Below are 13,584 nucleotides of genomic sequence, written 5' to 3' on the forward strand. Positions count from 1 at the left end.
CAGTTCAGGTGAATTTGCAGAAGATGTAATTGTTGCCATGCTTGATGCAATCATGGGTGCTGCCATAGAGTTCATCCAAACAAGCAGCACTTTATCCTTAACAATGGCCGAAAATCCAGCATGTTGAGTCAACCCGGAAAGATGAGCTCTTTACTTTTTGCAAACGTATAACTATCTGTCCATCATTAAACATTCATCTTCCGTAACCCAATTTTTCGACAACATTCCCTGAAAGTTCATCCAATAAATCGGAGAGGCCGGAATCAAAATAATTCTTCCAATCACCAGATATTCCTTTCCGGAAGTGGGATTTTTGATCGAATTCTCCCTGATTTCTTCCGCCACTCATTTTTTTGAATGAGTGCGCATCCAGCACAGCACGCAAAGTAGCTTCTGACATTTCAATATCCAAATGAAATAAGAGTTTTTTGAATTCACAAATTTGACCCGGACCAGTAAGATCCTCATACTTTGTCAGCAACACCTTTGAATCATCACTTTGAGCATCAATCCATGAGTTCAGGGCATCGAAAACGCCATATTCAGCCTGTGCATTCAAGCAATAAACCAAACCTTCAGAAATCCCCAGGGAGTTGAGCTTTTTTCTATGGGTATGAGTAGCGCCCAATTCAGTTGAATGAGAAAATTTCATGGAAAAATACCATGAGATCACAATATCCCGTGGGTCACGTGACACAAAAAAGGCTTTATAAACCTGTGGTTTCGGTATGGCCTTAAATGCCTCATAGCTGAGATACAGCGGCGAAACTATTGTTCTGGGTGGCAAAGAAATTGCGACACGATCTTCCGTAAGCCTGATTGATGGCTTGACGCCAGCTGGAAGATTACGGTTATAGTCAAAGGTTCTCAGGCCGCAATTTTTGAATATCCGGGCATCCGATAGCACGTCTCTAACCCATTGACTCGCAGTTTTCTGTACACAGCAATGATAAATATTCTCTGAAGAAGACCTGCGTTTTACTCCCAACTCGGCAAGTTTTCTTATCAAATATTTTGACAAGTTCATAAATTAACCCTCTTCAAATGGTTGATCCTCTTCTTAATATACCGGCAAATGAGCGGATATACAGGAGGAATCTCTGGTCTCAAATATGATTTTCTGCTAAAGGTTCAAATCATGCCATCCTATAAACACATCGGTTTATCTGTGGTTGGCTAATAATCGCACAAAAAACCTCTCGTCTTCTTTTAATTTGATAAAGCCTATATTTTTGAGATTTAAATGATGACAAATATAAAAGTAACTCATTTCAATACACATGATATTGAAGGTGGCGCTGCCCGAGCGGTGTTCAGGCTCCACACTGGTTTATTATCTCAAGGCCTTGACTCAAAAGTGTTTGTACTGAACAAACACAGCGATGATTCACATGTTATTCAATTCAACTATAAGGTCCCGGAAAAGCTCACGACACGCCTCAGACAATTTCTTTTTTTCAGACAGATTCTTTGGGATTTTTCAAAATATAAGAGATCAAGACCTCATGGGTTGGAACCCTTTAGCGATGATCGAACAGTCTTCAAAGAGTACATCACGGACCAGATGCCGGTGTCTGATATTGTCAATCTGCACTGGATTGGAGATTTTATCAGCATTGCCGATTTTTTTCGACTGTATCAAAAACCTGTCGTCTGGACCCTGCACGATATGAATGCCTTCACGGGCGGATGTCATTACACCATCAACTGCGATAGATTCACAGCGGAATGCGGGCACTGCCCGCAATTGGGTTCTTCCCGGCAAAATGATTTATCACGTCAGGTATGGCACAGAAAGAAAAATGCATACTCCCGAATTAAAGCAAACAACCTGCACATTGTCACTCTTTGTAACTGGATGGGAAAGGAGGTTGCCCGAAGCCCTCTTATGAAGGACTTCCCTCTTTCAATTATTCCCAACGGCATTGATCATCACGTTTTCAAGCCTAGAGACAAGAACCTGGCACGCACCCTGCTCGGTATTGACGTAACAGCAAAGGTCATTTTTTTTATTGCTGAATCTGTTACGAATGAAAGGAAGGGCCTCTCTTTCTTGTTAAATTCCCTGGCTTTGTTGCAAAAAGATAAAAGCATCGTATTAATTTCTGCCGGCAAGGGCAAACCAGACATCCCTTCCTCAATATCGCATATTCATGTCGGCAACATCAGTAATGATATTATTTTATCCCATCTCTACAGTGCCGCAGATGTTTTTGTTATCCCCTCATTGCAGGACAATTTACCCAATACTGTTCTCGAAGCCATGGCATGCGGTTCGCCGGTAGTAGGTTTTGATACTGGAGGAATTCCGGACATGGTCCGCCCCGGCGAGACTGGTTACCTGGCTCCCGTTTCTGATGTGGGGGCTCTTGGTGAAGCTATCTCCTGCATGTTGTCCGACTCTCAAAAACGTGCCGCCATGTCAAAAAAATGCCGAGAAACAGTGGAGAATGAGTACACCTTGGAAATTCAGGCACGGAGATATAAGTCTCTGTATAATCGCCTGTACAAGGAAAATGTTGAAACAAAGAAGTACTGAACAATATAAGACCACTATATCCCACTACTCTCTCCTGCCACTTTTAAACCTCACCTCTACATTCTTCACCCTGCCCCCACAAACAACTCCTTGATTTCAATTACAAATTCATGCTAGTATCGCATCTTTCGCTTGCTACACAGCACAATATTATCAATGCAAAGAGAAACTACACGCGATGACCAATCATCCCCATCTTGCCGGATTAGCCAAGAAAATATCCAATCAATCCCTGACCCTTGGAATTATTGGCCTTGGCTATGTTGGACTGCCATTGAGTCTTACTTTTCTACGAAAAGGGGTAAAGGTCATCGGTTTTGATCTGGACCAGACCAAAATCGCTAAACTCGCAGCAGGTAAAAGCTACATAAAACACATCCCCTCAACCGAACTGGCAGAGCACGTTACTTCCGGCAGATTTTCCGCCACCAACGATTTCAGCAGACTGAATGAACCTGACGGCCTCCTGATTTGCGTGCCGACACCGCTCACCGCCAGCCGTGAGCCTAATCTTGAATTTATTAAAGATACCGGGAAGACAATTTCCAAAGCCCTTCGCCCGGGGCAACTGATAATTTTGGAATCCACCACCTACCCGGGAACAACCGTTGAAGTCCTCCAGCCAATCCTCGAAAAAAGCGGGCGGAAAGCAGGTGTTGATTTCGCCCTGGCCTTTTCGCCGGAAAGAGAAGACCCCGGCAACCCTGATTTCGGCACTGCTGATATCGCCAAGGTTGTCGGTGGCATCGACCCCGCTTCTCTTCAACTGGCCAGCGATCTATACAGGATTGTCATGACCAGAGTGGTCCCCGTCTCTTCCACACAAGCCGCAGAACTCACCAAGCTTCTGGAGAATATCTTCCGTAGCGTCAACATAGCATTGGTGAATGAGATGAAAATACTGTGCCTGCGAATGGGAATCGATATTTTCGAAGTAATAAATGCTGCAGCAACCAAGCCCTTCGGCTACATGCCCTTTTACCCTGGGCCCGGACTCGGAGGCCACTGCATTCCAATCGACCCATTCTATCTCACCTCCAAAGCACGGGAGTATGATATCCCGACCAAATTTATCGAACTTGCAGGCGAAATCAACACCGCTATGCCGAACTTCGTGGTACAGCGGGTTATGGATGCATTGAACGAACACGGCAAGGCCCTGAAAGGGGCAAGAGTCCTGATCCTCGGTGCAGCATACAAAAAAGATGTTGATGATGATCGGGAATCGCCATCTTACAAGCTGATGGAGATTCTGCAAAATAAAGGTGCGGTCATCAGCTATAACGACCCACACATCCCCAAACTCCGTGCCACTCGTAAATACAATTTCAATTTGACCAGCACGGCTCTTTCTGCCGAAAACATTATCGGTGCCGATTGTGTATTGGTTGCTACCAACCACTCCGCATACGACTACAACTTTATCTTTGATCACGCTCGCCTGATCGTTGACACCCGAAATGTCTTTGCCGGCAAGGAAACCGGCAACAAACTCTTTGTGGCCTGAATATGAAGAATCGGAAAATGAAAGTACTGGTTACCGGTGGAGCCGGATATATCGGCAGCCACACCTGCCTTGAACTCCTTGCAGAGGGACACGAGGTTGTAGTTGTCGACAACCTCGTCAACTCCAGTGAGGAATCATTAAAAAGGGTCCAGGAAATTAACGGTCAAGTGTTGGAGTTTCACCAGATTGATCTCAATGACAAACCTGCCCTAACAGATATCCTCGCCGACTCAGGAATCAACACGGTTATTCACTTCGCAGGTCTGAAAGCAGTCGGGGAGTCAGTTCAAATCCCCCTACGCTATTACCAGAACAACCTCTCGACCACTTTGGTTCTCTGCGAAGTAATGGCTGCAACCGGAATCAAGAATATTGTTTTCAGTTCTTCTGCCACAGTATATGGTGATCCGGCATCTCTCCCGATCACCGAGGATTTCCCAGTCTCAGTTACCAACCCATACGGCCGCTGCAAGCTGATGATAGAAGAGATTCTTCGCGACCTCAATATTGCCGACCCGTCCCTCAACGTGGCCTTGCTCAGATATTTCAACCCGGTGGGCGCCCACAAAAGTGGCAGGATAGGCGAAAATCCAAAGGGTATCCCTAATAATCTCATGCCGTTTATCAGTCAGGTCGCGGTTGGCAAACTGCAGGAATTGCTGGTCTTCGGCAACGACTACCCAACCCCGGATGGCACTGGTGTCCGGGATTATGTCCATGTGGTTGATCTTGCCCGAGGCCATTTAAAAGCCTTGGAAAAGCTCCAGGAAAATCCCGGGGTGATCACTTACAATCTGGGAACCGGGCGTGGATATTCAGTCCTTGAAATGGTTCATGCATTTGCCAAAACATCCGGCTGCGAAATTCCTTACCGTATCGTGCCGCGCCGGGCTGGTGATGTCGCCAGTGTTTATGGAGACTCAAGCCTTGCCAAAAAAGAACTCGGCTGGCAAGCGGAACTGGGCCTTGATGAAATGTGTGCAGACACCTGGCGGTGGCAATCAAAAAATCCCGATGGGTACTCATCTTGATCCTGGTCGGTATCTGATAAAATTCAAGTCGGATTTGAGATAGAAAACCATATACGTTTATGGTAAAACATCCCTCACTTTTTAATATAGCGTTCACTAGAGATTCCATAACAGGAGATAGGCATGGCGAAAAAAACGGCGTTAATCACCGGAGTCACCGGCCAGGACGGGGCATATCTTGCCGAATTCCTGCTGGACAAGGGATATGAGGTGCATGGCCTGAAGCGCCGGACGTCTCTGTTCAACACCGACCGGATCGATCATCTCTACCAGGACCCGCATGAGAAAAACAAAAGATTCTTTCTCCATCATGGAGACCTGACCGACTCTTCCAGCCTGATCCATATTATCGCAAAAATCCAGCCGGACGAGATATACAACCTGGCCGCCCAGTCCCATGTTGCCGTTTCCTTTGAAGAGCCTGAATACACGGCCAACTCCGATGCATTAGGCGCCTTACGCCTGCTGGAAGCGATCCGAATCCTCGGCCTGGCCGGCAAAACGAAATTCTATCAGGCCTCCACTTCCGAGCTGTTCGGAAAGGTGCAGGAGATTCCCCAAACCGAAAAGACCCCTTTTTATCCCCGCTCGCCTTACGCAGTTGCCAAACTCTATTCATACTGGATCGTTATCAACTACCGTGAGGCATACAATATTTTTGCCTGCAATGGCATTCTCTTCAACCATGAATCACCGGTCCGGGGCGAAACCTTTGTAACCCGCAAGATCACCCGCGCCCTGGCACGAATCAGCCTGGGCCTGCAGGACTGCGTTTACCTGGGAAACCTGGATGCAAAAAGAGACTGGGGCCACGCCAGGGATTATGTTGAGATGCAGTGGCTGATGCTCCAGCAGGAAAAACCTGATGATTTTGTAATCGCCTCCGGGAAACAGTACTCGGTCAGAGAGTTTGTCGATCATGCGGCAAAAGAGATCGGCATCACTTTAAGCTGGCAGGGAAAAGGAGTTGACGAAATCGGAACCATCACCGCTCTTGATCAAAAAAGAACGCCCGATGCAAACGGCAGAACCCCTCGCGTTGGAGATGTGATTGTCCGGGTTGACAAACGTTACTTCCGGCCGACCGAAGTTGAAACGTTACTGGGCGATCCTTCCAAGGCCAAAAAAAAGCTGGGCTGGGAAACAAAAACAACGTTTGCGGAGCTGGTGAAGGAAATGATCGAGGCGGACCTGGAAACCGCCAAAAAAGATGAGCTCTGCAAAACTCACGGTTTTAAAACCATGGATTTTCATGAGTAAAAAATCATGTCATATCATACAAAATACTCTTTGCCCCTCTCAGTGAATGCAAAAATTTACGTGGCCGGTCACCGTGGCCTGGTCGGCTCGGCCATGGTCCGCGAACTGGAAAAGAATGGCTTTTCCAACCTGATCACCAGAACCCGCTCCGAACTGGATCTGCTCAACCAGGAGCAGGTCGACACCTTCTTTGCTGAGATCCGTCCTGAGTTTGTTATAGACGCTGCGGCTAAAGTGGGAGGGATTTATGCCAATAACACCTATCCGGCAGACTTCATTTACGAGAACCTGAAAATCCAGAACAACATTATCCATGCCAGCCACGTAAATAATGTCAACAGACTGCTGTTTCTCGGCAGCTCCTGCATCTATCCGAAGCTGGCGCCCCAACCCATGAAGGAGGAATACCTCCTGACCGGGCCTCTTGAAGCGACCAACGATGCCTATGCTCTCGCCAAAATTGCCGGGATCAAGATGTGCGAGTCCTACAACCGGCAATATCACACCAGGTTCTTATCGGTCATGCCGACCAACCTCTACGGTCCGGGAGACAATTTCGACCTGGAAAACTCCCATGTCCTCCCGGCCCTGATCAGGAAGTTCCATGAGGCAAAAATCAGCGGGGAGAAAACGGTTACGGTCTGGGGCACGGGAAAAGCCCGCCGCGAATTCCTGCATGTCGATGATATGGCGAGAGGATGTATCCATCTTCTGGGGCTTGAAGAAGAAAAATTCACCGAGCTGATCACCCACCTCAAACCGACCATCATCAATCTCGGCACCGGAAAGGACACCACGATCCGGGACCTCGCTGAAACGGTTCAGAAGGTGGTTGGTTTTCAGGGGGAAATAGTCTTTGACCCCGGCAAGCCGGACGGGACACCCCAAAAGCTGCTCGACATCTCAAGAATATCCGCTCTTGGCTGGCAACCGGAAATACCCCTTGAGCAGGGGATCAAATCAACTTATGAGTGGTTTCTCGCCTCTCCGGAACTGAGGCTCTGATCAGAATCGAAAATAGTTGACCGCAGGCAAAATGGAACGCTTTCCCCACGACTCGATGTCTTATACTTTATGCGATCTCCCGCAGGAAGCTGCAACATAGCACCCCTAGTTCCAGGTAAGAATCTCAAGCCAGCGCCTGTAGGAATAAACCGGGTCGGTCATCCCGGTCAACTCAATACCCAGTCTGGCTTTCTTTCTTTCCCCACTCTCTTCATTCCTGCGCCAGCAGACAAAACCCACAACCTTGAGGGGTGGTTCATCGTCAAACACCCTGATCCTTACATCAACCGTATCGCCTTCACCCGGGACATCCTTGCTGTCGATCAGGATACCAAGCCCCCTGAGGGAAATATCGCTGGTCCGTCCGCTGAAAAGCCGGGCTCTGCCGCTGCTGTCACAATGGCGGCCAACAAAATCGTAGATCTGTTTCTTTCTGTCAAAACGACGACTGTCTTTGACCGGTTCTATCTCCACAGACACCTCCCGATGCACCTTTTCTCCTTCTCTACTATAGGATCGCTAAAAACCGTTTGTAAAGCATAAAAAAATCTGTTCTCCTGCTCAATATGACCCGCTCCCGCAAGCATATTTTTCGGCTCACGATTTTAATCGCCGCCCTCACGGCGACGTTCCTGCTCACCCATTTTCTGCAACGGTATGTAGAAATCGGCCAAGAACTTCTCACCAACCATGATTTCAGCAGCAACCTTGAGGCATGGAAAACCAGACCGGCGGGCACCGGAGCCATTAACCTTGAAAGCGGCAATATCCTGCATCTGAGTTCTGAAGATACCGACAACTTCATCTCCATCTGGCAGGATCTCCCCCCACAACCTGTTGACTCCCTCCTGAAGCTCTCGGCATATATAAAAGTCCAGGATGTCGTCCAAGGCCCGAAGGGTTGGCACAAGGCACGCCTGATTCTCGATCGCCGAGACAGTTCCGGGAAAGGACAGAAACTGCCTCATCATGCGGCGTCACTGGATGGTACGGCAGGCTGGAAACTCTATGAAGAGGTCTTCCGAATGGCTCCGGATACTGCAAAAATGTCGGTTAAAGCCGAGCTGGCAAGATCTTCCGGCAACATGTGGGTCCGCAAACCGGGCCTGAAACAGGTTTCGATAAGCCCCCTCTTCACCGCGATCAGGCCGCTCGTTTTCATCCTCTGGGCATTTGTCCTTGCCTGGATGTTCCATCCGTATTTTACGGGTAAACCGGGCGTGATTGCATCGACCGCCACCCTGCTCGTTCTGTCGGCCATTCTCGCCGGGACACTTGCCCCTGCCGTTTCAAAGACCCAACTTCAGGGAACGGGCAAGGAAGTGCTGATATCCATCGGTTCGAAAATCGACATGATCGGCAAAAACCTGGAAGAGCCCGGAGAAGAACATCCCTATGACGTGTATATCAAAAGAACTGAGATCGGCAAGATCGGCCATTTTCTGTTGTTCGGAGTTTTTTCTTTCCTGCTGTTCACCTGCGGAAAAACCATCCCCGTCGCCACCATTCTGGCAGACGCCGGGATCCTGGCCGGCACCACAGAACTCCTCCAATTCTTTACCGAAGGAAGAACTCCGAAACTCTATGACTTCGGTATTGATCTGGGCGGGATCCTGACCGGCCTGCTGATTTTCTTTTTGTTGTTCAGAAACAAGCGCAGAAGCAACTGGCAACTCGAACTGCCGGCCGATATTTAATCCTTGCACATCGCGCTCATCCGCAACAACTTCGAATCCGGTTTTCGGACGCCGGTCCGGTTCCCAAAACAGAAATTGAACAGGGTCGCCCAGGCAAGCAATCCTCCCGCCGGTGGGATCATGCCTCACACCTTTTTTGCCAGATAGACGCCGTAGCTGAAGAAGTCCCGATATTTTTCATACAGGGCTATTTCGTGCCGTTCCGCATCGACGACAGCCTTGGCCCGCTCGCTGTGGCCATGCCGCTCAAGGAACGCTTCAAAGCGATCCTGCATGGGGTGATAGTAATTCTCAAGCCAGCAATGTACCGGCAGGACAAAGTAGCCTTGTGGACTGTACCCATGTCGCTCAAGGAGTCCGATCTTGTGTGATGCGACATCGATCTCCGGGTACTCCTTCTGCCAATGGGACTGGAGCTCCGCCGGCACCGTGGCGAGAAGCCAGGTGATTTCGGAAACGATGAGCATTCCACCGGGCTTCAGAAATCGGCTCCAGGCGGACACCCCGGCTTCGAAGCCCATGTTGTAAACGGCACCTTCGGACCAGATCACGTCGAACGCCCCTTCATCAAAAGGCAAGGCATCCATGGAGCAGTTCAGCGTGGTGATCCGGTCCGCCACGCCTTGGTCGTTGGCTCTGGTTTGCAGCTCGTCGAGAAACTCCGCCAGGAAGTCCACGGCGGTGATCTGGGCATTCAACTCCCTGGCCAGGAGGATCGTCGATGCGCCGGTGCCGCAGCCGATATCAGCGATCTTCAACAAACGAGAGCGGTCGAGTCCGCCCAGTTCCAGAGCCCGTTTTGTTTCAGCGTCCCCGCCTGGCCCTTGCCGTTCCGCAGTCCGGTGGAGGTCAATAAGCAGTTGAAAATCGTTCACGGTCTTTCCTTTGTCATTATGGTTTCAGCAGTGTTCATTGCCTTTTATCCGGACTGTCCGAATACCGTGCTGATCAGGTAGACCGTATAGCCCGCGTAACAGGCGAGCAGAACCGCGCCCTCGATGCGGTTGATCCGACCAGGCCCCCGGAACCCGTAGCCGATCACGAACAGCGACAGGGTCAGCGCGGCCATCACCAGCATGTCGCGGCTGAAGACCTCCGGCCCTACCGTCATCGGGTGAATCGAACCGGCGATCCCCACCACCGCCAGGGTGTTGAACAGATTGGAGCCGAGCACGTTACCGAGGGCGATGTCATGCTCCCCCTTGCGGGTGGCAATAATCGACGAGGCGAGTTCCGGCAGCGAGGTGCCCACCGCGACGATGGTCAGACCGATAATCAGATCGCTGACCCCGAATCCTTGCGCGATTTCCACCGCGCCCCAGACCAGAATGCGGGAACTGACAATCAAAAGCGCGAGCCCGACCACCAGCCGGAAGACCGCTCGGCGGATGGGCATGGCGCGGACGTCCAGCTCCTGCTCCATCTCGCTGGCCAGCGCATCCTCTTTCTTCCGCAGCCCCTGCCGGATGGTCCAGGCCATCAGCCCGCCGAACACGATCAGCAACACGATGGCATCAATCCGGGTGATCTCGCCATCCCTGATTTGCCAGGCCGCCAGCACCGTGACCAAGGTCAGGATGGGCAGCTCCTTGCGCAGCACCTGCGAATGGACGGCGATGGGACTGATCAGGGCCGTCACTCCCAGAATCAGGGCGATGTTGGTGATGTTCGAGCCGTAGGCGTTGCCCAGCGCGATGCCCGGGTTGCCCTGCGAGGCGGAAATCGCCGAGACCACCATCTCCGGCGCGGAGGTGCCGAATCCGACAATCACCATCCCGATCAGGAGCGGCGGCATGCCGAAATGCCGGGCGGTGGAGGCCGATCCCTCCACAAAACGGTCGGCGCTCCAGACGAGGAGTGCCAAGCCAAAAATTAAGGCGATCAAGGCAAGGGTCATACGGCTCCTTTTTTCATACCGGCCTGTCCCGTAAGACTTCTGATCAGCTCCGCGACATAATCCCGCAATAGGTTGTACCAGGCCGTCGCCCGGCATTTGATCGCTCCCGGCAGGTTTTCTTGGGTTTCCTCGACGGAAAGACCCTTGCCCTGGATCTGCAGGTTTATTCTTTCGGCCCGGAGGGCTGGATCGGGATGGCTGGAAAGAAAGGAATGGCCGCTGCCCAGACCGGCAAGTTTGGTCAGGGCCGAAACCGCACTCTCCGGCGCCTGACCATGCGCCTTGAGGAAGTCCAGGCCATAGTCATCCGCCACCTTCTCCTCAAGCTGCGAGAATTGGGCCCCCATAAGCCTTTCGACCAATCCTCCCAGTTGGGAACGGGCAAGATCAGCCGCCCCGCCATCCTGAGCCGCCAGCCCCTTGCGCACCGCGCTGGCGGCATAGGCAAGGCGCAACTGTTTGCGGGTATGCTGTTTCACGACATGCCCCATTTCGTGGCCGATCACAAAACGCAGCTCGCCATCGTCGATCATATCCATCAGGCCGCTGAAGATCCGGATGGTCCCGTCCGCCATGGCAAAGGCATTTACCTCGTCCTTCACATACACCCTGTAATCGAAGGCGTAGCCATCCTGCTCATGCAGATCACCAACCACCGCCCGTAACCGCTTGGCATACCCGCTATCTGCCGGGGCGATCCGGTGTCGACTGTCCATGGCCGCGGAAGACTTCGCGGCCAACTCCGCCACCGCCTGATCGGAAAGAGTGACCGCTTTATAGGCATCAATCCCGGCCTCGGTGGCCAGTTGCATATCGGTGTTTTCGCATCCCGGGAGAGCGCCGGAAAATGCGATGAGAAGCAGCATGAAATAAGCGCGGAAACTCTCCGCGTTCCTGTTCCTGGCCATATTCACATTCCTCTCGGAAGCCAGCCTTCGACCTGCGCGACATGGTATTCGGCGGGCCGCATGTCCGGCTTGAGGAATTTACCGAGGTTTTCGTCCATATCCGCCTGTCGCAGCCAGGCGGAAGCCACATAGGCATCGTGCGGGTCGAGCGTGCAGCCCGCCCGTGGAGTGCTCTTGCTCCACAGTGACGGAAAAACCTCCACCGGCGCAGACTCGCGACCGGCCTGGTAAACTCGAAGCTCCTTCAGACTGGCGTCCGGGGTTTCAGCATCGGAGGAGTCAATGCCGATATAGCGACTGAACCTTGGTTTGATACGTTCCGGCATCTTTGAATTCACCATGTGCCCATGAGCCTCGTTTGTTCATTGGCGTGGACAAAATGCTATCCACTCGATCACGGAGTTCCGCAGCAAAGCTGCCGATCATGGTTGCCGTAACAGCTTCCGCGTTTTCAAGATCCCAAGAGTCAACGTACTCGGCTGGATCTTCGAAAATGTCCACCAGATGAGCACGAACCCCTCGCAGCCATTCATCCTCGGTTTTGAACCGGCTGGCCATTGAGCCGAGTTCGGCTCTTAGAGTATCCGAGACTCGGGAGGCGCTGCCCATAATGCGCCAAGCCATTTCAGTCAGATCGTCGGTATCCATAAAGTCAATTCCTGAATAAGGTTGAACCTGCTTGAGCGGTTAGCTGGTCGGGACCTGGCCGGTGCCGGGGGGCTGTCACCCCGGAAGGGCCTTGTCGGGCAGGCGGTATTTCTGTATGCTGCTGCGCGGCTTCCCCTTTCGTTCATAAAAAAACCCCGCCCACATCATGGGCGAGGTTTTGCAAATGGTGGAGATGGCGGGAGTCGAACCCGCGTCCGAAAACACTCCCCTGCAGGCGTCTACATGTTTAGTCCTGTACAAGTTTTTTTTATCGTGTCAGAGCATCTCCAGAACAAGAATTTCCGACACTATCCTGCTTTGTTTTCGCCCGTCAGCCGGCAGTCGCAGCCGACAGGCTATCCCACATTAGCGACGTTCAATCAAAACCCCGTGGGAGGGGGTTATGGTGAACGGTAGCAGGTTAAGCTGCTACAGCGTGTGCATAATCGTCTGCGATTATGTTTAAAGTCTGACAGTTTAACGAGTTATCAGAACTCGACATGCAGCCCAAGCTTATATGTCCCCGTCGAATCCGTTTCATCCCCATATTTAGAATTAAGAATTAAGAATGCAGAATTAAGAATGACAAAACTTCAACCCCGCATCAGCCTCTTTTTCGATCAACCATGGCCCGTTCCATGTCGCGGTCGCCCTCTTTTTTCTTGAGGGTGGCTCTTTTGTCGTACAGCTTTTTGCCGCGACCGAGTCCGAGCTCCACTTTTACCTTGCCGCTGCTTATAAAGTATATCCGAAGCGGCACAAGGGCAAATCCTTTTTCCTGGGTCTTGGCAATCAGCTTCCGGATCTCCCGTTTATGGACCAGGAGTTTTCTGACTCTTACCTGGTCCGGGATCTCGTGGGTGGTGTGGCTGTACTGCGAAATATGGACCCCGTAGAGAAAAAGCTCCTCGTTCTTGATCCTCGCGTAGCCGTCCTTCAGGTTCGCCTTGCCGGCCCGCAGGGATTTGACCTCCGGCCCTTTCAGAACAATCCCGGTCTCTATCACCGATTCGATAAAATAATCGTGACGCGCCTTTTTATTGGTCGCCACTGTTTTTTCAGACATCCCCGGACCCTGTGGTAAGCAAAAAA

At 51.3% G+C, this 13,584-nt stretch carries 14 protein-coding genes and 1 other RNA gene; 6 read left to right on the forward strand and 9 right to left on the reverse strand.

Features of this window, described 5'->3' with window-relative positions; translation table 11 throughout:
- Positions 1–193: 193 nt before the first annotated feature.
- The gene (locus KKG35_11660; protein MBU1738783.1) at positions 194–1,027 is read right to left on the reverse strand and encodes a sulfotransferase domain-containing protein; all 834 of its coding nucleotides are present in this window, start codon (positions 1,025–1,027) and stop codon (positions 194–196) included.
- A gap of 216 nt (positions 1,028–1,243) precedes the next feature.
- On the opposite strand from KKG35_11660, the gene KKG35_11665 reads away from it, so the two are divergent.
- The 5 genes from KKG35_11665 (at position 1,244) to KKG35_11685 (ending at position 7,342) form a co-directional block, all read left to right on the forward strand.
- Positions 1,244–2,539, forward strand: coding sequence for a glycosyltransferase family 4 protein (locus KKG35_11665; GenBank protein ID MBU1738784.1), 1,296 nt, complete (start codon positions 1,244–1,246; stop codon positions 2,537–2,539).
- A gap of 178 nt (positions 2,540–2,717) precedes the next feature.
- Positions 2,718–4,046 (forward strand): nucleotide sugar dehydrogenase, encoded by a 1,329-nt coding sequence (locus KKG35_11670; GenBank protein ID MBU1738785.1) that lies wholly within the window; start codon positions 2,718–2,720, stop codon positions 4,044–4,046.
- Positions 4,047–4,063: 17 nt separating this feature from the next.
- Complete coding sequence (gene galE, locus KKG35_11675; protein ID MBU1738786.1) at positions 4,064–5,077, forward strand: UDP-glucose 4-epimerase GalE; 1,014 nt, start codon at positions 4,064–4,066, stop codon at positions 5,075–5,077.
- A gap of 123 nt (positions 5,078–5,200) precedes the next feature.
- Positions 5,201–6,337 carry a GDP-mannose 4,6-dehydratase gene (gmd, locus tag KKG35_11680; protein MBU1738787.1) on the forward strand — a complete coding sequence of 379 codons (1,137 nt, stop codon included), beginning with the start codon at positions 5,201–5,203 and terminating at the stop codon, positions 6,335–6,337.
- A 6-nt stretch (positions 6,338–6,343) separates the two neighbouring features.
- Entirely contained in the window at positions 6,344–7,342 is a 999-nt protein-coding gene (locus tag KKG35_11685) for a GDP-L-fucose synthase (GenBank protein MBU1738788.1), read from the forward strand.
- A gap of 105 nt (positions 7,343–7,447) precedes the next feature.
- Here KKG35_11685 and KKG35_11690 read toward each other — a convergent pair whose 3' ends face one another.
- Positions 7,448–7,816 carry a PilZ domain-containing protein gene (locus tag KKG35_11690; GenBank protein ID MBU1738789.1) on the reverse strand — a complete coding sequence of 123 codons (369 nt, stop codon included), beginning with the start codon at positions 7,814–7,816 and terminating at the stop codon, positions 7,448–7,450.
- 92 nt (positions 7,817–7,908) lie between these two features.
- Here KKG35_11690 and KKG35_11695 point away from each other — a divergent pair, with 92 nt between their 5' ends.
- Complete coding sequence (locus tag KKG35_11695) at positions 7,909–9,039, forward strand: VanZ family protein (protein MBU1738790.1); 1,131 nt, start codon at positions 7,909–7,911, stop codon at positions 9,037–9,039.
- Between the two features lie 125 nt (positions 9,040–9,164).
- Here the strand turns inward: KKG35_11695 and KKG35_11700 are convergent, their stop codons facing one another.
- From KKG35_11700 to smpB, 7 genes are all read right to left on the reverse strand, one after another.
- Positions 9,165–9,914: a methyltransferase domain-containing protein gene (locus tag KKG35_11700; GenBank protein ID MBU1738791.1), complete on the reverse strand. Its 750-nt coding sequence runs from the start codon at positions 9,912–9,914 to the stop codon at positions 9,165–9,167.
- Between the two features lie 44 nt (positions 9,915–9,958).
- Complete coding sequence (locus KKG35_11705) at positions 9,959–10,936, reverse strand: calcium/sodium antiporter (GenBank protein MBU1738792.1); 978 nt, start codon at positions 10,934–10,936, stop codon at positions 9,959–9,961.
- Positions 10,933–11,844: a M48 family metallopeptidase gene (locus tag KKG35_11710; GenBank protein MBU1738793.1), complete on the reverse strand. Its 912-nt coding sequence runs from the start codon at positions 11,842–11,844 to the stop codon at positions 10,933–10,935. The genes KKG35_11705 and KKG35_11710 overlap by 4 nt, the downstream gene beginning before the upstream one ends.
- Before the next feature lie 2 nt (positions 11,845–11,846).
- Positions 11,847–12,170: a hypothetical protein gene (locus KKG35_11715; GenBank protein MBU1738794.1), complete on the reverse strand. Its 324-nt coding sequence runs from the start codon at positions 12,168–12,170 to the stop codon at positions 11,847–11,849.
- On the reverse strand, positions 12,124–12,492 hold the full coding sequence (locus KKG35_11720) for a hypothetical protein (protein MBU1738795.1): 369 nt from the start codon (positions 12,490–12,492) through the stop codon (positions 12,124–12,126). The genes KKG35_11715 and KKG35_11720 overlap by 47 nt, the downstream gene beginning before the upstream one ends.
- Before the next feature lie 185 nt (positions 12,493–12,677).
- Positions 12,678–13,037, reverse strand: a transfer-messenger RNA (tmRNA) gene (gene ssrA, locus KKG35_11725).
- A gap of 59 nt (positions 13,038–13,096) precedes the next feature.
- On the reverse strand, positions 13,097–13,558 hold the full coding sequence (gene smpB, locus KKG35_11730) for an SsrA-binding protein SmpB (GenBank protein MBU1738796.1): 462 nt from the start codon (positions 13,556–13,558) through the stop codon (positions 13,097–13,099).
- Positions 13,559–13,584 lie beyond the last annotated feature (26 nt).

It is taken from the genome of Pseudomonadota bacterium, from assembly GCA_018823285.1.
Taxonomy (GTDB): domain Bacteria; phylum Desulfobacterota; class Desulfobulbia; order Desulfobulbales; family JAGXFP01; genus JAHJIQ01.

Excerpts from the sequence above, each read along its gene's own strand:
- KKG35_11660 (MBU1738783.1), bottom strand. The coding sequence starts at position 1,027 with ATGAACTTGTCAAAATATTTGATAAGAAAACTTGCCGAGTTGGGAGTA.
- KKG35_11685 (MBU1738788.1), top strand. The coding sequence starts at position 6,344 with ATGTCATATCATACAAAATACTCTTTGCCCCTCTCAGTGAATGCAAAA.
- galE (MBU1738786.1), top strand. The coding sequence starts at position 4,064 with ATGAAAGTACTGGTTACCGGTGGAGCCGGATATATCGGCAGCCACACC.
- KKG35_11705 (MBU1738792.1), bottom strand. The coding sequence starts at position 10,936 with ATGACCCTTGCCTTGATCGCCTTAATTTTTGGCTTGGCACTCCTCGTC.
- KKG35_11670 (MBU1738785.1), top strand. The coding sequence starts at position 2,718 with ATGACCAATCATCCCCATCTTGCCGGATTAGCCAAGAAAATATCCAAT.
- KKG35_11695 (MBU1738790.1), top strand. The coding sequence starts at position 7,909 with ATGACCCGCTCCCGCAAGCATATTTTTCGGCTCACGATTTTAATCGCC.
- KKG35_11665 (MBU1738784.1), top strand. The coding sequence starts at position 1,244 with ATGATGACAAATATAAAAGTAACTCATTTCAATACACATGATATTGAA.
- KKG35_11715 (MBU1738794.1), bottom strand. The coding sequence starts at position 12,170 with ATGCCGGAACGTATCAAACCAAGGTTCAGTCGCTATATCGGCATTGAC.
- KKG35_11710 (MBU1738793.1), bottom strand. The coding sequence starts at position 11,844 with ATGGCCAGGAACAGGAACGCGGAGAGTTTCCGCGCTTATTTCATGCTG.
- gmd (MBU1738787.1), top strand. The coding sequence starts at position 5,201 with ATGGCGAAAAAAACGGCGTTAATCACCGGAGTCACCGGCCAGGACGGG.
- KKG35_11720 (MBU1738795.1), bottom strand. The coding sequence starts at position 12,492 with ATGGATACCGACGATCTGACTGAAATGGCTTGGCGCATTATGGGCAGC.
- smpB (MBU1738796.1), bottom strand. The coding sequence starts at position 13,558 with ATGTCTGAAAAAACAGTGGCGACCAATAAAAAGGCGCGTCACGATTAT.